At 30.6% G+C, this 21,535-nt stretch carries 21 protein-coding genes; 5 read left to right on the top strand and 16 right to left on the bottom strand.

Going from position 1 to position 21,535, the window contains the following annotated elements; translation table 11 throughout:
• The first annotated feature begins 30 nt into the window (after window positions 1–30).
• Genes JK634_RS18885 through JK634_RS20590 form a run of 3 tightly spaced genes read left to right on the top strand, consistent with a single transcriptional unit; the run spans window position 31 to window position 2,505 of the window.
• On the top strand, window positions 31–1,224 hold the full coding sequence (locus tag JK634_RS18885) for a Ger(x)C family spore germination protein (RefSeq protein ID WP_202769308.1): 1,194 nt from the start codon (window positions 31–33) through the stop codon (window positions 1,222–1,224).
• A gap of 27 nt (window positions 1,225–1,251) precedes the next feature.
• Window positions 1,252–2,355 carry a GerAB/ArcD/ProY family transporter gene (locus JK634_RS18890; protein ID WP_202769309.1) on the top strand — a complete coding sequence of 368 codons (1,104 nt, stop codon included), beginning with the start codon at window positions 1,252–1,254 and terminating at the stop codon, window positions 2,353–2,355.
• A 15-nt stretch (window positions 2,356–2,370) separates the two neighbouring features.
• Window positions 2,371–2,505 carry a hypothetical protein gene (locus JK634_RS20590; RefSeq protein WP_274601377.1) on the top strand — a complete coding sequence of 45 codons (135 nt, stop codon included), beginning with the start codon at window positions 2,371–2,373 and terminating at the stop codon, window positions 2,503–2,505.
• Between the two features lie 46 nt (window positions 2,506–2,551).
• On the opposite strand, the gene JK634_RS20595 is transcribed toward JK634_RS20590, so the two are convergent.
• From JK634_RS20595 to cdaA, 13 genes are all read right to left on the bottom strand, one after another.
• Window positions 2,552–2,686 carry a clostri-philic family protein gene (locus JK634_RS20595; RefSeq protein ID WP_274601378.1) on the bottom strand — a complete coding sequence of 45 codons (135 nt, stop codon included), beginning with the start codon at window positions 2,684–2,686 and terminating at the stop codon, window positions 2,552–2,554.
• A gap of 57 nt (window positions 2,687–2,743) precedes the next feature.
• Entirely contained in the window at window positions 2,744–4,003 is a 1,260-nt protein-coding gene (locus tag JK634_RS18895; RefSeq protein WP_202769310.1) for a metallophosphoesterase, read from the bottom strand.
• Window positions 4,004–4,229: 226 nt separating this feature from the next.
• Complete coding sequence (gene glmM, locus JK634_RS18900; protein WP_202769311.1) at window positions 4,230–5,579, bottom strand: phosphoglucosamine mutase; 1,350 nt, start codon at window positions 5,577–5,579, stop codon at window positions 4,230–4,232.
• 210 nt (window positions 5,580–5,789) lie between these two features.
• On the bottom strand, window positions 5,790–5,915 hold the full coding sequence (locus tag JK634_RS20600; protein ID WP_274601380.1) for a hypothetical protein: 126 nt from the start codon (window positions 5,913–5,915) through the stop codon (window positions 5,790–5,792).
• 30 nt (window positions 5,916–5,945) lie between these two features.
• The gene (locus JK634_RS18905) at window positions 5,946–6,779 is read right to left on the bottom strand and encodes an AIM24 family protein (RefSeq protein ID WP_202769312.1); all 834 of its coding nucleotides are present in this window, start codon (window positions 6,777–6,779) and stop codon (window positions 5,946–5,948) included.
• 162 nt (window positions 6,780–6,941) lie between these two features.
• On the bottom strand, window positions 6,942–8,723 hold the full coding sequence (locus tag JK634_RS18910; RefSeq protein ID WP_202769313.1) for a M3 family oligoendopeptidase: 1,782 nt from the start codon (window positions 8,721–8,723) through the stop codon (window positions 6,942–6,944).
• 201 nt (window positions 8,724–8,924) lie between these two features.
• The gene (locus JK634_RS18915; RefSeq protein WP_202769314.1) at window positions 8,925–10,151 is read right to left on the bottom strand and encodes an ABC transporter permease subunit; all 1,227 of its coding nucleotides are present in this window, start codon (window positions 10,149–10,151) and stop codon (window positions 8,925–8,927) included.
• Complete coding sequence (locus JK634_RS18920) at window positions 10,151–11,062, bottom strand: ABC transporter ATP-binding protein (RefSeq protein WP_202769315.1); 912 nt, start codon at window positions 11,060–11,062, stop codon at window positions 10,151–10,153. The genes JK634_RS18915 and JK634_RS18920 overlap by 1 nt, the downstream gene beginning before the upstream one ends.
• 185 nt (window positions 11,063–11,247) lie before the next feature.
• Window positions 11,248–12,315 (bottom strand): butyrate kinase, encoded by a 1,068-nt coding sequence (buk, locus tag JK634_RS18925; protein ID WP_202769316.1) that lies wholly within the window; start codon window positions 12,313–12,315, stop codon window positions 11,248–11,250.
• A 21-nt stretch (window positions 12,316–12,336) separates the two neighbouring features.
• On the bottom strand, window positions 12,337–13,242 hold the full coding sequence (ptb, locus tag JK634_RS18930; protein ID WP_202769317.1) for a phosphate butyryltransferase: 906 nt from the start codon (window positions 13,240–13,242) through the stop codon (window positions 12,337–12,339).
• Window positions 13,243–13,474: 232 nt separating this feature from the next.
• On the bottom strand, window positions 13,475–15,073 hold the full coding sequence (locus tag JK634_RS18935) for an NAD(P)/FAD-dependent oxidoreductase (RefSeq protein WP_202769318.1): 1,599 nt from the start codon (window positions 15,071–15,073) through the stop codon (window positions 13,475–13,477).
• A gap of 128 nt (window positions 15,074–15,201) precedes the next feature.
• Window positions 15,202–16,410 carry a CdaR family protein gene (locus tag JK634_RS18940; protein WP_202769319.1) on the bottom strand — a complete coding sequence of 403 codons (1,209 nt, stop codon included), beginning with the start codon at window positions 16,408–16,410 and terminating at the stop codon, window positions 15,202–15,204.
• Window positions 16,377–17,234 (bottom strand): diadenylate cyclase CdaA, encoded by an 858-nt coding sequence (gene cdaA, locus JK634_RS18945; RefSeq protein ID WP_202769320.1) that lies wholly within the window; start codon window positions 17,232–17,234, stop codon window positions 16,377–16,379. The genes JK634_RS18940 and cdaA overlap by 34 nt, the downstream gene beginning before the upstream one ends.
• A 158-nt stretch (window positions 17,235–17,392) precedes the next feature.
• Between cdaA and JK634_RS18950 the strand changes: the two genes are divergently transcribed.
• Together JK634_RS18950 and JK634_RS18955 are read left to right on the top strand one after the other, a co-directional pair.
• Entirely contained in the window at window positions 17,393–18,331 is a 939-nt protein-coding gene (locus JK634_RS18950) for a hypothetical protein (protein WP_202769321.1), read from the top strand.
• Window positions 18,332–18,400: 69 nt separating this feature from the next.
• Window positions 18,401–19,003: a cell wall hydrolase gene (locus JK634_RS18955; RefSeq protein ID WP_202769322.1), complete on the top strand. Its 603-nt coding sequence runs from the start codon at window positions 18,401–18,403 to the stop codon at window positions 19,001–19,003.
• Window positions 19,004–19,044: 41 nt separating this feature from the next.
• Here JK634_RS18955 and JK634_RS18960 read toward each other — a convergent pair whose 3' ends face one another.
• The 3 genes from JK634_RS18960 to iadA form a co-directional block, all read right to left on the bottom strand.
• Entirely contained in the window at window positions 19,045–19,905 is an 861-nt protein-coding gene (locus JK634_RS18960; RefSeq protein ID WP_202769323.1) for an NAD(P)/FAD-dependent oxidoreductase, read from the bottom strand.
• A gap of 13 nt (window positions 19,906–19,918) precedes the next feature.
• Window positions 19,919–20,230: a thioredoxin gene (gene trxA, locus JK634_RS18965; RefSeq protein ID WP_202769324.1), complete on the bottom strand. Its 312-nt coding sequence runs from the start codon at window positions 20,228–20,230 to the stop codon at window positions 19,919–19,921.
• Between the two features lie 105 nt (window positions 20,231–20,335).
• A complete protein-coding gene (gene iadA, locus JK634_RS18970) occupies window positions 20,336–21,514 on the bottom strand; it encodes a beta-aspartyl-peptidase (RefSeq protein ID WP_202769325.1) in 1,179 nt (392 codons plus the stop codon).
• Window positions 21,515–21,535: the final 21 nt, after the last annotated feature.

Raw genomic sequence — 21,535 nt, forward strand, 5'->3', positions numbered from 1 at the left:
TATGCGAGCAAGTTTAGGAGTGAATATATTATGAGATACAAGAAAGTATTATCCTTGTTTATTACATTCTTGATGATATGTACATCTCTAGTTGGTTGTTGGGATAAGAAAGAATTAGACCACCTCTTAATAGTTTCAGCAATAGCTCTTGATACTAATAAAGATGGAACAATTTCTCTTACACTTTTATCTTCAATACCTAGACAATCAACTAATAAAGGTGAAGTTTCTAGCGGCCAAAATGATACTATCTTAGTTTCAGCTGAGGGAGAAAATATAATAGATGCTTATAGAAAAATAGAATTAAAATTATCTAGAGAAATTTTTTTATCACAGGCTGAATGCCTAATAGTTGGAGAATCCACTGCTAGTTCGGGACTTTCTGATATACTTGATTTTTTTTCAAGAGATCAACAAGTTCCCTTGAAGACATATATTTTATTTTCTAGGGGCAAGGCTTCTGATATTTTAGAGGTAAAATCTCCAATCGAGAATACCCCTTTTGAGGAAGTTGGGAAATTAGAAGACTTAAACTTAGCACTCAAAATGAGATATAAGGATATGTTATATGCAATAACTGAAGAAGGTGTCGAGGCCATAGCACCTATAATTCAAAGAGTATCTTCTGTGGATTATAGCAGTTCAAAAAGCAAGTCTTTATTATCAATTCCAGGATCTGCACTATTTAAGGATGATAAATTAGCTGGATTTATAACTGATCGAGAAACTAGAGGTATTCTTTGGTTAAAAAATGAAATCAATAATGGAATGATAACCGCTAAAATTCCTAATGAAAAAGGCGGTGGCTTAATATCTGGAAGAATAGAACGAGTTAAAACTAAAATAGATCCCATCTTAAAAGGTGATACAGTTGAATTTAATGTAAATATATTTGCAGACGCTACTATATATGAAAGTTCATCAAAATTAGATTTAAGCAGTCATTCAGCAATTGAATATGCTCAAAAAATGTATGCAAAAGAGATTACTGAAATGATTAATGAATCTTTAGAAAAAATACAAAAGCAATACAAATTAGACGTGGTAGGCTTTGGTGCAAAGGTCCATGGCAAATATCCCAAGCAATGGGATACTATTTTTAAAGATCACTGGAATAGTGAATTTTCTAAATCAAAAATTATTATTAATTGTAATGTAAAAATCTTTTCAACAGGTTTTGATTCAAAATCAATTTTAAAAAAGGAGGAAGACCTTATAAAATAAATATTTAATTCTTTAAGGAGAGTTAGAATGCAAAAGATTTCAAACTTTCAATTATTTTCTCTAATGGTTTTGTATGAGATTGGAAGCACCATTATTTTTGGGTTCGCTGCAGAAGCTGGAAGAGCTGCCTGGATTTCCGTTTTGATATCAACCTTTATAGGATTATTAATAAATTTACTCTACCTTTATTTATCAAAGGCTAATCCTGGTTTGACTTTAATTGAATGGTTTCCAAAGCACCTTGGAAAATGGATAGGATTTCCTATTGCTTGGTTCTATGTTCTTGAGTTTATGTATGACGGGGGACGGGGATTACAAGATTTAAAACTATTAATTCCAAATACAATTCTCCCTAGAACCCCAAGCTTTATAGTGCAGATACTATTTATACTCGTTATTGTTTATGCTTTATATGCAGGCCTTGAAATAATAGGAAGATTAGGTGAATTATTTCTTCCAATTATATTAATACTTTCAGTTCTAGAAATTATATTAATATTTTTTTCTGATACTGTGCATTTTCAGTATCTCAAACCTTTTATAGATAAAGGTTTTAAGAATATATTTAACTCAGTTGTTCCCTTAGGAATAACACAGACCTTTGGTCAAACAATTGAATTCTCAATGATTTGGCCAGAAGTAAAAGATCAAAACAAACTAATTAAAAGTACTTTACTTGCAACCTTAGTATCGGGATTGTTTATTGCGTTACTTGATATTTTAGCTATTATTGTTGTAGGGGCAACTACCTTTTCCAGAAGCAATTTACCTCTATATAGATTAATCAGAACTATTAGCATAGGTAAATTCATCGAAAATCTAGATGCTATAAATGTACTATTCTTTCTAACAACAGCATTTTTCAAATTATTTATTCATATATTTTGCGCAATTAAAGGTGTACAGAAATTACTTTATACAAGTAATAAAAATAAAACAATTATTCCAGTTTCCTTGATTGTTTTGTATCTTGGAACAAATATGGCTTCTAGTGGCCCAGAACATATAGAAGTAGGTGTTAAAATAGTACCCTATAATTTGTGGTTTCCTTTATTTTATGTTCTACCTATTCTGTTATTTGTATTTATCCTTATAAAAAAAGCATTGCACAAAAAAGTTTTTTCTACATAAAGGTGGTTTTAGTAAATGATTGACTTTTTATTCTCCTGGAAATCCTATGTTATGCTTGATAAGCCTTGGCTACTTCCACTATTTCTTTTAGTTTTATCCATACTTCTATCAACTTTTACAATTATTCGTGAAAAAAGAAATAATACATAAACGAAAAAATCTACAAGCAATAAACTTGTAGATTTTTATTTAATTCTTATTTGATTTCTTCTCCATTAAAGTTTTCATATTCAGCTGGTTTTTTATCAGTGCCTCTATTATTTTGATTGTTATGCAATTTTTGCCTTCTTTGACCTTTTTGTAATGCATTATTTTCTCTTCTTTGTACCAAAACTATCACTCCCTTCAGCTATATTTTTTGCCTAAGAGATTTTTTTAATTCTCTTTTTTATCTTTTTTGTGCTGATGGGAATAAATATTCTACACAAAGCATTATATTATCAGTTATTGTCTTAATTCTAGATTTATTCATTGTCTCAAACGTAGCCGTTAAATAATCTTCACTTTCATGTCCAAAGGATTCCAATGCTTTTATTTTAAGATTATATTTTGTATTTTTCATAAGCCCAGTTAACTTAACTGATAGTTTAGTCTTTGACTTATTTAAATAAAAATCTGAAAAAGCTAAAAATTCCTTATGAATTTTACCTGTAATTTTATTAATAACCTCGATTTTATAAGAATGAATAAAATCTTTATGCTTTCCTTGATTAAATATTATTGTCACTGAATCACTTGTAACATCTTTTAATTTGACCATTTTACCTTTAAAATATGGTTTAATTCCACATTTGTACCTATCATCAGTATATTTAAACTTAGACTTATCTCCAATATCTTCTAACACCCATGGAGTACTTATAATCTTTTCATTTACGAAATCTAGGGCTTCAATTATAACTTTATTATCTTCAGATACGCTTATTAATAATCCTTGTGAAAACTCATCAGCTCTTGGTGGAATACTTCCATTCACTTTTCCTTTTTCCATTTCTATATAGCTAACAGATGCAGTTCCTATAGATGTGAAATCTCTTTGGTGTATTGATCTAGGATCATTTAAAGGATGATGTGAATGTCCTGTAAATGTTACAACCTGAGGATAATCCTTCAAAACATTGTAAAATGATTTATTACTCCACTCTTCACTTCCATACACAGTACCTTTTATATGCTGGTGAACCGTAAAAAATATTGGTTTCTTAGGATCGTCATTTTTTGCTATCTCAAGTCTTTCTTTAACCCATTTTAATAATTTTGAAGTAAAGTGTCCATCTCTCCATCTACCTTCTGTGCTTACAGAAATAAAATGGAATCCTTTTATAATTTTGTGAGAATGAATTAATCCTCCTGTAAATTCTCTAAACCTTTTTTGAGCCATCTTAATAGGCAATCCATTCCAATAATCATGATTTCCCATAACGAAAATCCTTTCTGCATTAGGATTTCCATATTCATTATATATATTTTCAAATTTAACATACTCTGATTTTTTCCCTCCATGAGTAATGTCTCCAGCAATAATCATGGCATCTAATTCAGGTCTTAGTCTATTTATTACTTCTAACGCTTTTTTAAATTTTTTTTCATCTTTTGTAGTCTTACTTTTTAGATGAATGTCACTTATTACAGCAAATGATATATTCATTTCTTTATTCTCCTTTGAAATAAGTCATTCAAAAATTATATATTGAAATATATTCAATATTATTGCCAGAAGTTCATTTAAGGTAGATTTTTCAAGGTATAATTTTTGTTTCATTAGTATAATTTTAAGCTAATTATATCAACTTATCTAATTTATTTAAATAGGAAAACCGTAACAAAAATGCATTTTATTACGGTTTTACAATCTAGTAATATTAAATTATATACTAAGCATTAGCTTTTTTTAAGATTAATGCTGCTAATTCGTTAGCCATTTTATCAATTTCTTCTTGGTTTTCTCCTTCTAACATAACTCTAACTAGTGGTTCTGTACCTGAAGGTCTAATAAGTACTCTTCCACAACCATGAAGTGCTTCTTCTATCTTCTTTATTTCAACTTTAATTTCTTCATCTGTTTCATGAATATCTTTTTTATCATTAGGTACTTTTGCATTAACTAAAACCTGTGGCAATTGATGCATTATACCTGCTAATTCGCTTAATGATTTTCCACTTCTCTTAATTGTTGAAGCAACTTGCAAAGCAGTAACTAGTCCATCTCCAGTAGTATTATATTCTAAGAATATAATATGTCCTGATTGTTCTCCACCTAATACATGACCACTTTTCATCATTTCTTCTAAAACATATCTATCTCCAACTTTAGTTATAGATGTTTTGATTCCTTCCTTTTCACAAGCAAGCATTAGTCCTAAGTTACTCATTACTGTAACAACTAAAGTGTCATCCTTTAATCTTCCCAATTCCTTAAGATGTTTTGCACATAAAGCCATTATAAAATCGCCGTCAATTAATTTACCAGTTTCATCTACTGCTAAACATCTATCAGCATCTCCATCAAATGCAAAACCTACATGGCACCCTTTTCTAACTACATAATCCATTAACTCTTCTGGATGCGTTGATCCACATTTTTCATTTATATTAGTTCCATCTGGATTATCATTTATTACATATACCTCTGCTCCAAGATCTCTGAAAGCTTTAACTGCAGCTGAATAGCATGCCCCATTAGCACAATCTAATGCAACCTTTACTCCTCTCAAATCTACAGAAATAGTTTCTTTAGCAAATTCTATATAATCTTCTAGCGCACCTACTTCTTCTATTCTTCTTCCTAAATCAGGTCCTATTGGAGAAGGTACTTCCTCAAATCCTGTTTCTATTACTCTTTGTATTTCATCTTCTAATTCATCAGAAAGTTTATATCCTTTATCATCAAAAAACTTAATTCCATTATATTCAACTGGATTATGAGATGCTGAAATCATTACTCCTGCATCTGCTCCATATTTTCTTGTTAAGTATGCCACAGCTGGTGTTGGTATAACCCCTAATGAAATAGCTTCTGCTCCAACAGAAAGTATACCTGCTATTAATGCTGATTCTAACATATCTCCTGAAATTCTAGTATCTTTAGCAACTAAAATCTTCGGTTTATGAGTTCCCTCCGTTAACACATAAGCTCCAGCTCTACCTAAGTTATATGCTAACTCTGATGTAAGCTCAGTATTTGCTATTCCTCTTACCCCATCTGTTCCAAACATTCTTCCCATATAAAATTACCTCACTCTTTCGTTTTAAGTAATAAATTTTTCACAAATATAATTATACAAAAAATACTTACTTGATACAACTTTACAATATAAACATTTTCATAAAACCCTATAATTCCCTTTGAAATCACTTATTTCACTATATGCATAACTCTATAAAAGTGTCCGTAATTAAGGGTAGCTCTATCCTAAAGCCACCCCCCTAATGTTCTATTTATTCTTTTTTTCTTCTAACTTATTCATCTTCTCTAACTTTTCAATTTTTATATTCATAATAATTCCACCGATTAAAAGTGCTCCTACTAATACTAAAGATATAACAACTTCGATACTCATTTTTCTTCCTCCTTACAAACTTTTTGAGCTTTAAACATTCGTATCTATATCACCATGAGGCTTAGATTCATATTCTAACCCCTTTGTCTTTAGCTCATTATATATATTTTTAGTTGGGATAAGCCATATTTGTCCTGTTCCTCTATAAACATTAAGTAATCCTTCTCCTGCAGTTGCAGTTCCAACTATTGATTTAGTACTTTTCTCAACAGTAAATTCAATTTCACCACTTCTTAGTATAGCAAAATTACCATCTACTTTTAAAGTATCATTTATCAATGTACACTTAAAAATTTCTTTTTCTGGAACAGGTATCTCTAAAACAACTATTCCACTTCCTGAAAGTTTAGTTTGAAAGTATCCTTCCTCACCAAAAGCCATTGCACTAATTCTCCTGACTCTAGCAGCCCCTACTTCAATACTACCTTCACACGCAAAAAATAGTCCATCATCAACTATTATTTCTTCATCTTCTAACTCTATTAGTGCAAAATGTCCAAAGCTAGGTTCTAAAAATATCTCACCTGTACCTTCACACTGTGGCTTAAATAAAGGTTCTCCTGTAACTTTACTTGCAAATATTTTTTTACCAAATCCAACTACGCCGCCTACTTTATTGCTAATAGTTATGTCACCCTTCATATAGCTTAACGTTCCTGGGCCTATATTCACAGAGCTCTCATCTAAAATAATCCTAACCTGCTTTAATTTGATTCCAGCATCTCTCATATATTTTAGTTTAATGGCATTATCTATATCACTGCCACCTTCTAATGCATCATATTGAAGTATTTGAAATGTTGAGTCATTGCTCATCTCACTAAGCATAGTAAGTTTGTTAGTTATATTAAGCGAAGTTCTCACAGAATCACCTCTTATTATTAATAATACTATTTTACAACCTTTAACAAAATTTCACAACTAATAATCCTCTTAAGTTATTTTTTAATTTTCTTATTTTATAATATGAATGGAAGCTAATTTTCAAGTACACTTCAAATTTAGCTTCCATTTTAATTTAAAATACTATTTTATTTTTTTGCTTAGTTCTATAAATTCCTCTATATCTTCTTCAATTGTCTTAAGAGAACTTCTCCAGAAATCTGCATTTGTAATATCTATTTCCATAACCTTCGCCACATCTTCAAGCTTATTTTTTCCTGTAATAGCTAATAATTTCTCATAGTCTTCTGTGAACTTATCCCCGCTATTTAAATACTTAGCATATAACCCTTTTGCAAATAATAATCCAAATGCATAAGGAAAATTATAAAAATTACTATCTACATAATAATAATGAGGTTTCCAAGTCCACATATATGGATGAAGATATTTTTCATCTAATCCATCGCCATAGGCTTCTTTTTGTGACTTTATCATTATCTCTTTAATTTCATCTGCAGATAATGCTCCATTTCTTCTTCTCTCAAATACTTCACTTTCAAAAAGGAATCTTGAATATATATCAACTATTACTTGAGTACATCCGCTTATTTCTGTTTCAAGTATTGAGAAGGCTTCTTCAGGATTTCCTCTCTTAATTCCTGCTTTTTTTACTATTGTTTCACAGAAAGTTGATGCTGTTTCTGCAATTGGCATTGGATAATCAGAATTTAATACTTTTTCTTTCCCTAGGCATTCTCCATGAAATCCATGACCTAATTCATGCGCAAGTGTTACAACATCATTAAAAGAATTTCCATAGTTTAAAAGTATTCTACTTTCTCCTATGAAGTGAAGATTTTCACAAAAACCCCCACCTACCTTTCCTTCCTTTGGCATGAAATCTATCCATTCATTTTCATAAGCCCTTCTTGCAAAATCTCCGAGATGCTTACTAAAGGTTCTAAAATTATCTTCCACAAAAGCCTTTCCTTTTTCACAGTCGAATTCCATATCAACCTCTGATACCGGAGCATACAATTCATAGAATGGAAGGCCATTTTCATATCCTAATAATTCAGCTTTTTTTCTTAAGTATTTTCTAAAGCTAGGAAGATACTCTTTCATTGCTGTCATCATTGCATTTAAAGTTTTTTCTTCCATTCTAGAATTTATAAGAGTCATCTCTAAAGGTGATTTATATCCCCTCATATCACTTATAGTAAGTGCTTCTCCCTTAATAGCATTTAATGCAGCTGCTACTCCATCTTCAACTTTTTTATAAGACTTAATTTCAGCTTCATAAGCCTTTTTTCTTACTTTTTTATCTTTATCATAGGCCATTGTAAGCACAACAGTTAAAGGTAATTCCTTAATTTCTCCATCCATTTCTATTTCTACTTGTAGATTTGAAATCAGTGAATCTTTAAGTTTCAGCCAAGCAGTGGATCCCGTATTCTGCATTTTAGCTATAACTCCCTCTTCTTTATCACTAAGAACATATTTATCCATTTCAATTTTTTCTTTTAAAAAAAATTCATATTCCTTTAGAACCTTAGATGAAGAAATTAACTTATCAATATGTCTTATTCCTCCAATCCATTTATCTAATTTTGCATTTGCTTCTGCCATATTACTTAAATTTTGATTTAGTATATCAGATGCTTTTAATGCTTCTGAATTCTTAGTGTTTACACTTAATGAAAGTTCGATAAAAGATCCAAGCTTAAAGAAGTAGTTCTTTAATTCACTTGTTTTCTCTATATAGTTTTCTATTTTATTTAATAAATCTTCATAATTACTTGTTATTTTGCTTACCCAAGCATTATATTCCTCAATCAAACTACTAGTATTCTTTAGATCCTCTTTAAATTCTGCACTTCCAAATGATTCATATAACTCTTTTAAACTCCAATTCAAGCTCATAATATTCCTCCTATATTCTTATAAGAATTTAACTTAATAGCTAAATATTTACTTAAATTATATCATAAGTTTATCCATTAATAGAGGAATATATAATGCATTAAAGAATTTACATGTCACTGTCCAACTCTTAGACGTTTTAACTAAGAGTTGGACCATGAGATGTAATATGATTTTTGCATTATATATATGAATGGCTTATTATATTAATATATCTCTCTTAGTGAATACCACATGAGATATTATATAGAATACTATAGTTGTTATTACCATTACTGCTATTCCAAAGGCTAAAGTCATATTAGGATTGTTATACTGAACTGCCATGCTTCCGCTTAAAAGTCCCCCTGCGTCTCCATAAGATGTAAATAAGAAGTTAGCTATCTTTTTAACTGGAGAAAGCACTTGGGATAATATTTGTACAAGTACAAATACACATGTTGTTACTGCCATAGAAATCATACTAGTTTTAAATAGTGATGAAACTAAAAATACAAATGCACAACATGCAATTATAAATAAAATCTGTAAAAGGAACATTCTAATTGTAAAGTTCCACTGTGGTATCATTTCACCTATCCCTGCAACTTGAACTAACGGATGTCCTCCATCTTCCACCTTACTCATATCAAATGCATATTTTGCATTAAACATCATTGGCATGTTTGCATATCCAAAACCTTTAAATAGCCCTATTAATAGAAATGCCACTATTTCAATTGATAATATTAAGCTTACACAACTTACAACTACTGCTATAAATTTTGAAAATAATACCTTTCCTCTTGAAACTGGTTGTATAATTAAGAATTTCATAGTAGGAGGTGTAAATTCGCCCGAAACCATATCACTCATAAATATTGCAATACCCACTGCTAAGAATACCATTCCTAATATTTGCATAATTCCTTCAATAAAATTAAAACCTTTAATCTCCCATGTCTCTATAGGCTTTAAATCATTAGCCTTATAATAATTCAATTCATCTAATCTTGTTTTAAGTTGAGTCTTGTATCTATCTTGTAGTGTTTCATCATTTATTTGTTGTTTTAAATCAGTTATTTCTGCATCTAACTTTGTTTTCCAATCATCTGTTACAGTACCTTCTTTTATTTGTTTTTCTAATTTATCAAGTGCTGCTTGAGCTCTATCTATGTTTACCTTAAGATCACTCTTCTTTGCTTCTATGGTGCTATCTGAAGCTGATTTTGCTTCAAGCTGCTTCAGATCTTGATTTAGCCAACTTATATTTTCCTTTAAAGAAGCTACTCTTCCTTCTGGTGAATTTGCTTTTTTAGCTCTGTTTTCACTTATGTTACTTCCTATAAACAATAGTGCTACAAAGGCTACAAATAATATTGAAACCACATAGGTTTTTCCCCTACCGAATATCTTTCTTAATTCATTTTTAGTTAACGTAAATAACATTATCTTACCCCTCCTTCCACAAGTTCCATATATCTTTGTTCTAGCCCCTTATGTTTTCTATAAATCTCTATGATTTCTATATTTTTAGCTACTAATTCTTGTACTAATTTAGGGGAGTTACCTTTGTCTATAGAAACTACAACTTCTCCATCGTATATATTAACGCTATGAATAGCTTCTAACTCCTTCATAACTTCAACTGCCTTGTCATCGTCAGTAGTAACAATCACCATAGTATCTTTTTGTGTTGCTACACCATCTTCATTTACCATTTCAACTGACTTAATTTCTCCACCATTAATAAATGCAACTCTATCACATAAATGTTGTACTTCACTTAATATATGTGAGGAAACAAATACAGACATTCCTCTTTCTTTTGCTGCATTCTTTACAATTTCTCTAAAATCTAGTATTCCTGATGGATCAAGTCCATTTGTTGGTTCATCTAATATCATAAGCTTTGGGTTCCCAAGTAATGCTGCACCTAATCCTAGTCTCTGTTTCATACCTAAAGAATATTTTTTAACCTTATCACCTATTCTATTTTCTAAGCCTATAAGTTTAATTATTTCCTCAACTTCTTCTTTTGGTACTTTTCTTATTCTTGCAATTTGCATAAGATTTTCTCTTCCAGATAAGTATCCATAAAGTTCTGGATTTTCAACTACAGCACCTAAATTAGCTAATGCTTTTTCTCTGTCTTTTTGTATATCATGCCCTAAAATTTGTATAGTTCCTTCATTAGGGGCAATAAGTCCTACAAGCATTCTTATGGTTGTGGTTTTACCTGCACCATTTGGACCTAAAAATCCAAATATCTCTCCTTCTTCAACAGAAAAAGAAATACCTTTTATAATTTCTTTTTTGCCTAGTTTCTTTTTTACATTTTTTACTTCTAATACTTTCATTCTTCTTCCTCCCTTCACCTAATTTATGTTACCAATAACTTCTAACCATAAAATTAACATTCCCTTAAGTTTTTCTTAAAATAAAAATATAAAATTCCTAAGGGCCTTCATAAAAATGAAAGATTCATAAAAAAATAGTAGAAATCAATTGATTTCTACTACTCAAAATTCTATTATAATTTATTTTAGTATTCCTTAGCTTCTTCTTCTCCGCTAAGTACTCTAATAGCTCCTTGTGCTAAAGCTAAAAGTTCATCTTCTCCTGGATATACAACAACAGGTGCAATCCAGCCAACTTTCTTTTCTATATCATCTGTAACTTTCTTACCATAAGCAATGCCACCAGTAAGAATTATAGCATCTATTTTACCTTCTAATACTACTGAATATTCTCCGATAGCTTTTGTAACTTGATGAATAAATGCTCCATAAACTAATTCAGCTTCTTTACTTCCTTCATCAACTAATTTTAATACATCTCTAGCATCATTTGTATCTAAATAAGCTACATAACCACCTTTACCAACTATTTTCTTATAGATTTCATCTTCAGTATATTTTCCACTAAAGCATAATTTAATTAAGTCTCCTGAAGGAGTTGATCCTGCTCTTTCTGGAGAGAATGGACCTTCTCCATCTAGTGCATTATTTACATCTATAACTTTTCCAGCTTTATGAGCACCTACAGATACTCCTCCACCCATATGAACAACAACTAAGTTAACATCTTCATATTTCTTATTATGTTCTTTAGCATATCTTTTTGCTACAGCTTTTTGATTTAATGCATGGAATTTTGATTTTCTTGGAAGTTCAGGTACTCCTGATAATCTAGCTACATCTTCTAATTCATCTACAACAACCGGATCAACTATAAATGCCTTTACTCCTATTTCTTTAGCTATATCATTAGCTAATATTCCTCCAAGATTTGAAGCATGTTGTCCTTGAACTCCTACCTTTAAATCTTCTAATAATGCTGAGTTAACTTCATAAGTACCACCAGCCATTGGTTTTAGCATTCCACCTCTACCAACTACTGCACTTAAAGATTTAATATCAAAGTTTTTATCTTTTAAAACTTTTAGAATTACTTCTTTTCTAAAATCCTTTTGTTCAAAGATTGATGCATATTTACCTATTTCTTCTGCAGAGTGTCTTAATGTTTCTTCAAATAGTTCCTTTTCATCTTCATAAACACCTATTTTAGTAGAAGTAGAGCCTGGATTAACGATTAATAGTTTGTAAGCCATTTTATAATCCTCCTTAAATTATTATTTACTTTCTGCAACTAGTGCTGCAAGTGCTATTGAATTAACCTTAGTTTCAACAGAATCTGCTCTTGATGTTAAAATAACTGGAGCTGAAGTTCCTACTAAGCATCCTCCGTTTCTTGAATGAGAAAGATATGTTAAACATTTATACATTACATTTGCTGTTTCTATGTTTGGTAATAAGAATATATCTGCCTTTCCTGCAACTTCTCCAGTAACATTTTTATGATGAGCTGCTTCTTCTGATAAAGCATTATCAAATGCTAGAGGTCCATCAATTACGCATCCCTTAATTTGTCCTCTTTCTGACATTTTAGATAATAGTGCTGCATCTACTGTAGCTGGCATATCTGGATTTACTACCTCAACTGCACAAATTGGTGCTACCTTTGGAAGTTTAATTCCACATGCTCTAGCAACTTTAACTGAGTTATTTACTATATCAATTTTAGCTTTAAGATCTGGGTAAGTATTAAATGCAGCATCAGTTAAAAATAGTAATCTATCTAACTTATCAACTTCAAAAACTGCTACATGAGACATTAATTTTCCAGTTCTTAATCCAACTTCTTTGTTTAAAACACTTCTTAAAAATGTAGCTGTATCAACTAAGCCTTTCATTACCATATCAGCTTTTCCACTTGATACCAATTGAACAGCAAATAAAGCTGCCTTTTTAACATCTGCTTCATGAATAATTTCAAACTTCATTAAATCCATGTCTATCTTTTTAGCTATTTTTTCAATCTCAACTTTATCTCCTACTAAAATAGCATCCGCAAAACCTTGTTCCTTTGCTTCTTTAATAGCCTCAAGTACTGGTTCGTCTTGCGCAACAGCGACTGCAACTTTTTTTGTTTTTACACTTTGTAACTTTGATAATAAATCGTCAAAATTCTTGCTCATTATTACACCTCTTTAATTTATTTTAAATACTTTTCTTACACATTTAGTTGTTTAAGGTATATTTTGTGAAATAAATTGTTAATTTTGTAACAATTCATTTTAAAAATATCCACTTCTATTTTATCAGAAAAAATACACAAAACATTATTTTTCAGAAAATTTAGATTATATATAATTCATTATACATAATATAGCTTCTAAAATTTTAGAAGCTATATTATTCTTATACCATTTAAAATGGCGCATATTTTTTAATTAATTTTTCAGCTACCTTTAACCCATCCACAGCTGCAGATATAATGCCTCCTGCATATCCTGCCCCTTCTCCTGCAGGATATAAACCTTCTAAAGATATACTTTGAAGATCTTCATTTCTAGGAATTCTAACTGGTGCAGATGTTCTTGTTTCGATTCCAGTCATTATTGCATTTTCTTCAGCAAAACCATTTATTTTTCTATCAAATGCTACTAGTCCTTCTTTAAGAGAATTTACAACAAATTCAGGTAAGCATTTTCTCATATCTGTTAATTCATAACCCGGTTTATAACTAGGCATGACGCTACCAATTTTTTGTGATCTTGTATCCTTTAAAAAATCTCCTATCAATTGTACTGGTGCAATAAAGTTTCCTCCACCAGCTTTGTATGCTAACTCCTCATATTTTCTTTGAAATTCTATACCTGCTAACGGAGATTTACTTTCGAAATCTCCTGGTGCTACAGTCACTACTATTGCTGAATTAGCATTTTGCTTATCTCTTGCATGATAACTCATACCATTTGTAACTAATCTTCCCTCTTCTGAAGCTGTTGCTACTACTAAGCCACCAGGACACATACAAAAAGAGTATACCCCTCTTCCAGTTTCTTTAGATGTATGCGAAAGTCTATATTCTGCTGCATGTAGTTTGGGATGTCCTGCATATTTTCCATACTGATTTTTATCAATTAGCTCCTGAGGATGTTCAACTCTAACTCCTATGGCAAATGGTTTTTGTTCCATATGTATTCCACATTTATTTAACATTTCATAAGTATCCCTTGAACTATGCCCAATTGCTAAAATAAGAGTTTCACAGGAGATTTTCATTTCATCAACTTGTATCTCTTTTATTTTTCCATTTTCCATAGTTATATTATTCAAAGTAGAATTAAAGTTTACTTCTCCTCCTAGAGCCTTTATTTCTTCCCTAATATTTTTCACAACCTCTTTTAATATATCTGTTCCAACATGAGGCTTAGCCTTATATATTATTTCTTCAGGTGCTCCACCTTTAACCAATGCCTTAAGTACATAACTGCATCTAGCATCTTTTATTCTAGTAGTCAACTTACCATCAGAAAATGTCCCTGCTCCACCTTCTCCAAATTGTACATTTGAATTTTCTTTTAGCGTCCCGTCTGCCCAAAATATATCCACTGTCTTACTTCTATTATCTATATCTTCTCCTCTTTCAAAAACTATTGGCCTATATCCTTTTCTAGCTAGTAAAAGAGCTGCAAATAATCCTGCAGGACCCATACCAATTACTACAGGTCTAGTGTTTAATTTTTTAGTTCCTAAGTTAAATTCTTCTTCATATACTTCGTCTTCTATTTTTACATCTTTATCATTTATACTCTTAACTAATTGTTCCTCATTTTCCATAGAAACTTCAATGCAATAATTAAGTTTTATACTATCCTTTTTTCTAGCATCTATTGATTCTTTTATTATTCTAATTTCAGGTAAGCTTTTTACCCCTATTCCTAACTTCTTTGCAACCTTCTTTGTTAAGGATGAATTATCCTCTTCTATATTTAATGTTAAATTATTTATTCTAATCGCCATAAGTCCTCCTAATAATCTATATAGACATAAAGGTTATTTTAACATAAAAAAAGTCTTCAGTAAATTTTAAGGAAGAAATTATATGTTGCATTATAGCTATAATTTCTTCCTTTTATCTTTTAAAAATTCTACTTTTTCGTTATTACAACTGTAACTTTTTCTGGTGGTGAAATTGTAATATTATTCGAATTACTTGACGTTATCTTAGGTGTCAGATCATAAGTTCCTTCTCCCAAACTTGATAAATCTATTTCACCTTTAAACATATCAGGTGTAATTTTATTAATATTACTTTCTAAACCACTTATTGTTACCTTTACTTGCGTTTTATTCAATGAAGATGCTAACCCATCTCCTAATGATTTCACAGTAATTGGTACCATGATATCTTTGCTTATTATTTTTTCTAACTGAATATCAACATTAACTGCTTTAGTTTGAGAAGTAACTCCATTTGGGAACTTCAAATTAACCGTAACACTTCCACTTGAAGTTATCTTAGATAAGTCAATTGCTTCAGTATCTATTGAAGCAATGTTATCTATAACCCCTTCATTGCCCTGAAGCTCAATATATTCATTTTCAGGTAATATAGATTTTAATGATAGTCCACTTGGAAGATTACCCGTAGTTATGACATTAACCTTAATAGGTTTTAATTGTCTAACTGGTATTGTTACATCAATATTAGCTGGCTCTATATTTATATTTTCTACCGTATTATTACTACTATCCACTGGAACTAATTTTACAGATGTTGAAAAATCCTTGTCTAAATTTAAGAAGTCTCCTTTAGCTACAAGACTTGCTACAGAATTCACATATTTTGATGGTCCTGAAATTGTTCCTTTATTTGCTGATAAGGTTGGTTCGCCTGCATAATATTCTTTTCTGGTAGAAATATTCAATTCATTTTTAATTGATATGGTTTTAGTTTCTAATTGATCTATTAATATAGTGACTCTCAAAAACCCGTCATTTTTTATATTTATATTTGAGGGATAATCCACTATCTCTACAGGAACATTATTCTGACCTTTTTTTAAAGCATATGACTCAAGATCTGCAGTAATTTTAAACTGTTCCTTTTTTACGGAATATACTTCCGATGATGGTCCTTCTAACTTTAAATCCACGTATACTTTTTGATTCGGTTCTAACACCAAGCCTGAATTTTTTAATGTGCCTTCATTCAAAATCTCCACGGGTACTTTTTCAAGGGTATATGTCCTGACAGGACTTTCAACATTTGATATGTATAGCCATAAACCAAAAGAAAGTATTACACAAATTATTTGTATTATTATTTGTTGCCTTTTGCTAACTTTTTGATCCATGTTTTCACCCTTTCCCCAGCAGTTTTAACCCTTCTATTTTGCTTGCTTTCAATTACTTTTGTTAGAACAGTTCTTAGTTTCTCTTTATCATAATTTCTTGTTAATCTGCCATTTATAGCTAAGGAAATTGTACCTGTTTCTTCTGATACAATAACAATTATTGCATCTGATACCTCTGAAATTCCTATTCCTGCTCTATGCCTTGTTCCAAGTTTCTTGTTTATCTCCCCATTTCCTGTTAAAGGGAGTACACACCCGGATGCTGTTATTCTGTTTTCTCTAATAATTGTTGCCCCATCATGCAATGGCGTATTAACCACAAAAATATTTTCTAATATTGCTGAAGAGACTATCCCATCTATTTTTGTTCCTGTTTGTATAACTTCTCCTAAACCAGTGCTCTGCTCAATTGCTATTAATGCTCCTGTTTTAGATTTTGATAGAGATTCTACTGCATTAACTATCTCATTAATTACTTTACCTAATTCTTCTTTATCTTGAATGGGATGAATATCATCAAAGGCTGTTCTTCCTAAATGCTCTAGTGCTCTTCTTATCTCTGGCTGAAATATAATTACTATTGTTAACACTCCAATTGTTATTGTTTTACTAAGGATTACATAAAGCATATTTAATCTCAATACGTAACTAATTGGAATAAGTGCCACAATCAAGATAATGCCCTTTAATAATTGCTCAGCTCTAGTTTCTTTAATAAGCATATATCCTTTATAAAATATAAAAGCAACAACTAAAATATCCAAAACAGACCAAACTGATATATTTTTAATTGTATTTACAGTTAAATTCAAGAAATCTTGCACCTCATCTCACCCCTTACAATATAGCTTCTCTATCTTAGATTATACACCAATTTGCAGATTCTTAATATATAACTCTAAGGAAATTATTAATAAATTAGAATTAATTTTTCCAAATTAACATAATATTAAAATATAATATTTTTTATGTGGAGGCATCAATGAAATTAAAAAAGAACTTTTATTATCTAATTATTATAGCCATAACCTTAATACTTATATCCTTCTTTATAGCAAATTACTTTATCTCACAAAACAAAACGTCCAAGCTATTAAATACACTTACTACTATTAACACATCTTATGATACTCTTTTAAAAGAAAAAAAATATGATTTTAACTCCTCTTACACTATTGGACAATCCTCTGCACTAAAATTAGATGAAGCTTACAAAAAGTCTAGCGCCTTATCTGGTAATTATGCAGATTATTTACCTCTTTTAGAGCTTTATAAAAATTTTTATTCTAATTTTAATCTTCTTAAAGATAAATCAAATTCTTCGCCTGAATATATTAAGAACCTTACTTCTTCAATTCAAAATCTCGAGGATATAAAAGATTTTTATGATTCACACAAAAGCATAGTTTCTAAACTTTCAGGTTTTAATAACTTTTATGAATTTAACAATCAACTGTTAACTAATTTATTGGATACATCAAAAGATTTATTGAACTCCGATATAACAAAGCTTATACAAAGTGACTATAATTATGCTCTTAATAAGTTTTATGCAAGCGCAAGTTTATTGACTCAAGATTTAAAGCCAGCATTAACCCATTGCTATGATACTAAGGGTTCCCTAGATAATATTCTAAATGATATATACAAAAAACAAGCAACCTTAGAAGAGTTACTAAAAGATTGCTCTACATTATCTGTACCTCAATCTTTATATTCTAGTTATGAGGATTTTCAATCTATAATTAACCTTTGCTCAATATACTTAAATTCTATGCGCGAAACTATTGTAAGTGAATCTTCTTCTCCTTCATATGATAAAAAAATTGATGACATTTATGACAATGCTTTCTCCAAAAGACAAGACCTAATTTCCTCATTAAATACTTATAAAGAAAAATATTCTAATATTATTAAATAAAAAATGTATTATCCACTTAAAATTGGTTAAACTATTTTCGAACAGGGTTTATCCAAAAGGAGGAGAAACATGAAAAAATTATATTTATTTTCATTCTTCTTTTTAACCTTTTTCTTTTATTTAAGCGAAATTAGGGTATGTGCAATGGAAAGTATAACCGATACACAAAGCGCAATCCCTATAAAAAAAGACATCTTACTTGGGGAGAGCAGAATATTAGCAGTTAATAATAACGAAGCTAAAGACTTATATAAGGAAAAAGAAGAAGTTGTTGAGGTTTTTTCTTATAATAGTAAAACTCTGTACATTACAAAAGAAGATATTGATTTGATGGCTATGGTAGTTTATGCAGAATCTAAAGGAGAACCCTTAGAAGGTAAAATTGCTGTAGCCTCAGTTATTCTTAACAGAGTAACTAATCCAAAGTTTCCTAGAACCATTGAAGGAGTCATAAAGCAAAAAAATGCCTTCTCTTGTGTCAAAGGCGGTACAATAAATGTTACACCTGATAAAGATTCTTATACTGCTGTTTATGAAGCAATAAGAGGAGTAGACCCTACAAATGATGCCTTGTTCTTCTATAATCCAGTTATTTCAACAAGTAATTGGATGAAAAATATAGAAAAGAAAAAAGTAAAAAATATAGGAAATCATGTCTTCTTTCGTATTTAAGAATAGAGGTGAAAAAGCATTATACTTTTTCACCTCTATTCTTATTTTATCTTATCTAAATAAGAAACTGCACTTAAAGCAGCTATTAAGCCTTCTCCAGCAGCTTTTATGTATTGGTAAGGCTTACCAACACAGTCTCCTGCAGCAAAACAACCTTTTAAATTAGTGCTCATAGTTCTATCTACATAGATATGATCCTCTTCAATTTTAAGTCCTGGAACTAATTGTGCTGGTGAAATAGAATCTCTTAAAAAGAATATCCCATCAACAGTTACTTCTGATTTCTTTAATTGAAGGTTTGTAACAGATCCGTCTCCAATAACTCTTTCAGGAATATCCTCAATAACTTCTATTGAGGAATTTATATTATATTCTCCCTTATACATGGGAATATAATATACTTTAGACGCCAATTCTGATACATAGTTAGCTTCCTCTTCGCCTTCTGAATTATATCCGATTATTGCAACATCTTTTCCCTTATATAAAGGAGCATCACAAGTTGCACAGTATCCAACACCTTTTCCTAAGAAAGTCTCTTCTCCCTCAATAGGTCTTGAAAATTCAACTCCAGTAGCTAGGATTACTGTTGTAGCTTCATATATTTTATCATTTACCATAAGTGAATAATATTCACCCATAGCATACACATTATTTACTCTTTCATAAGTAATTTCTATTCCCATTTCATCAATATGCTTCTGAAATGCATCCTTAAGATCTACACCTTTAACTCCTGGCAATCCTAAATAATTATTTACCTTTGGTGCTTTGATTAGTTTAGTACTTAATTCCTTATTACCAAAAATAATATATTTCTTGTTACGTATTTTAGCATTAATCGCGGCTGATAACCCAGCTGGTCCTGAGCCTATAATTGCAATATCGTACCTTTCACTCATATTACACCTCAAATTATAAATGTTTTCTAATTAATGCTTCTATTTCTTCCTTTGGTCTAAATCCTACTAATGTATCTACAACTTCTCCAGCTTTAAATATCTTTAGTGTTGGAATTGATGCTATTTTAAATTCATTTGCAATAGCAGGATTTTTATCCACATCAACCTTAGCAAATTTAACTTCTGTAATTTCTTTTGAAAGTGCTTCTACAATAGGTGCAATCATTTTACAAGGCGCACACCATGTAGCCCAAAAATCAATCAATACTACTCCATCATAGTTTCTTACTTCATTATCAAAATCTTTTTCTTCTAAGTGAATCATTTTCATACCTCCATGTTATACCCCCTAAGGGTATGTCGTTTTAATTAATTATATGTTTACTTATATAATTTGTCAACATTATATATAATGCAAAATTATATTACATTAAAAGCCTTCAAATGTTCCTTTTACTAATATCTTTCCATTTTCTTTCAATTTCTTGCCTTTTGCAAACATTGTTATTATATTCAAGTTTTCTTTATCCAGTAAAAGTATATCTGCATCTTTTCCACTTTCAATTCTGCCTTTATAACTAAGCTTTAATACACGCGCCACATTAGATGTTACAACCTTTAGTGCCTTATCTAACTGTATCCCTTCTTTCAATACCGAATCCTTAAATTCTCTATATAAAGATGAGAGCGAACATATTCCAAGTCCTATCATTTCCCTTTTCTCATTAAACCTAGGCATACTTCCATTTCCATCTGAAGAGAAGGTAATTCTATCCTCTGGAACTCCAGACTCTAGCATTCTTTTCAAACCACTACTTGCCTTAACTTCAGTATCTTCTAAAAAATTAGGATCTGATGCAGTTGTCAAGTCTACATATCCACCTTTACTTGCATACTCAATAGCTTTTAAGAAAAGTCTCTCATTTCTATTTACATGTGTAGGTAATAGCTGTGTTACTGGAATCTCTGAGCTTTCCACTAGTCTAAATAAGTATTCCATCATTCTAGCTCCATCACCTAAATGTACATTCACTATACCTGCTTTTCCTGAAAGTAATCCTCCTACTCTAGCTTCAGCTACCACATTTAAAAACTCTTCATACGTAGGTTGTGAGCTTCTATTATCTGAAAGTGCAATTTCTCCAACTCCTATTACTTTATGCAAAAGCATAATATCACCTTTCACACTGTCAGTTAAGGTTCTAACCGGAATTTCATAAGAACCCGTATAACAATAGGTTGTTATTCCTTCTTCCTCTAATGCATAACACTTTGCAATTAGCCCTCTCATACCTCTGCATATTCCGTCTGTTCCTATACACCCTACTACAGTTGTAGTTCCAGCTTTCACAAACTCACTTAATGGTATTTCTGGAGTTCTAGTTCTAAACCCACCTTCTCCTCCTGCACCCATTATATGGACATGAGAGTCTATAAATCCAGGAATAGCTATGGTGTTTGTACCGTCAACGACATTAATATCTAGAAACTTATCTGGTATATCTATTTCATCATATATTCCTTCTATCTTATCATTTGCAAGTACAAGTGTTTTTTTCCCCAAGTATTCAGGGGAATATATCTCTGTATTTTTTATAATAGTAATCATTCTACCACTTCCTAATTAAAT

Origin of the sequence: Clostridium paridis, from assembly GCF_016765615.1 — a bacterium.
Taxonomy (GTDB): domain Bacteria; phylum Bacillota; class Clostridia; order Clostridiales; family Clostridiaceae; genus Clostridium_T; species Clostridium_T paridis.

Bases quoted from the DNA above. Each gene is read 5' to 3' on its own strand.
- JK634_RS18885 (WP_202769308.1), top strand. From the start codon at position 31: ATGAGATACAAGAAAGTATTATCCTTGTTTATTACATTCTTGATGATA.
- JK634_RS18890 (WP_202769309.1), top strand. From the start codon at position 1,252: ATGCAAAAGATTTCAAACTTTCAATTATTTTCTCTAATGGTTTTGTAT.
- JK634_RS20590 (WP_274601377.1), top strand. From the start codon at position 2,371: ATGATTGACTTTTTATTCTCCTGGAAATCCTATGTTATGCTTGATAAG.
- JK634_RS18895 (WP_202769310.1), bottom strand. From the start codon at position 4,003: ATGAATATATCATTTGCTGTAATAAGTGACATTCATCTAAAAAGTAAG.
- glmM (WP_202769311.1), bottom strand. From the start codon at position 5,579: ATGGGAAGAATGTTTGGAACAGATGGGGTAAGAGGAATAGCAAATACT.
- JK634_RS20600 (WP_274601380.1), bottom strand. From the start codon at position 5,915: ATGAGTATCGAAGTTGTTATATCTTTAGTATTAGTAGGAGCACTTTTA.
- JK634_RS18910 (WP_202769313.1), bottom strand. From the start codon at position 8,723: ATGAGCTTGAATTGGAGTTTAAAAGAGTTATATGAATCATTTGGAAGT.
- JK634_RS18915 (WP_202769314.1), bottom strand. From the start codon at position 10,151: ATGTTATTTACGTTAACTAAAAATGAATTAAGAAAGATATTCGGTAGG.
- JK634_RS18920 (WP_202769315.1), bottom strand. From the start codon at position 11,062: ATGAAAGTATTAGAAGTAAAAAATGTAAAAAAGAAACTAGGCAAAAAA.
- buk (WP_202769316.1), bottom strand. From the start codon at position 12,315: ATGGCTTACAAACTATTAATCGTTAATCCAGGCTCTACTTCTACTAAA.
- ptb (WP_202769317.1), bottom strand. From the start codon at position 13,242: ATGAGCAAGAATTTTGACGATTTATTATCAAAGTTACAAAGTGTAAAA.
- JK634_RS18935 (WP_202769318.1), bottom strand. From the start codon at position 15,073: ATGGCGATTAGAATAAATAATTTAACATTAAATATAGAAGAGGATAAT.
- JK634_RS18940 (WP_202769319.1), bottom strand. From the start codon at position 16,410: ATGGATCAAAAAGTTAGCAAAAGGCAACAAATAATAATACAAATAATT.
- JK634_RS18950 (WP_202769321.1), top strand. From the start codon at position 17,393: ATGAAATTAAAAAAGAACTTTTATTATCTAATTATTATAGCCATAACC.
- JK634_RS18955 (WP_202769322.1), top strand. From the start codon at position 18,401: ATGAAAAAATTATATTTATTTTCATTCTTCTTTTTAACCTTTTTCTTT.
- JK634_RS18960 (WP_202769323.1), bottom strand. From the start codon at position 19,905: ATGAGTGAAAGGTACGATATTGCAATTATAGGCTCAGGACCAGCTGGG.
- trxA (WP_202769324.1), bottom strand. From the start codon at position 20,230: ATGATTCACTTAGAAGAAAAAGATTTTGATAATGAAGTAAGAAACTAT.
- iadA (WP_202769325.1), bottom strand. From the start codon at position 21,514: ATGATTACTATTATAAAAAATACAGAGATATATTCCCCTGAATACTTG.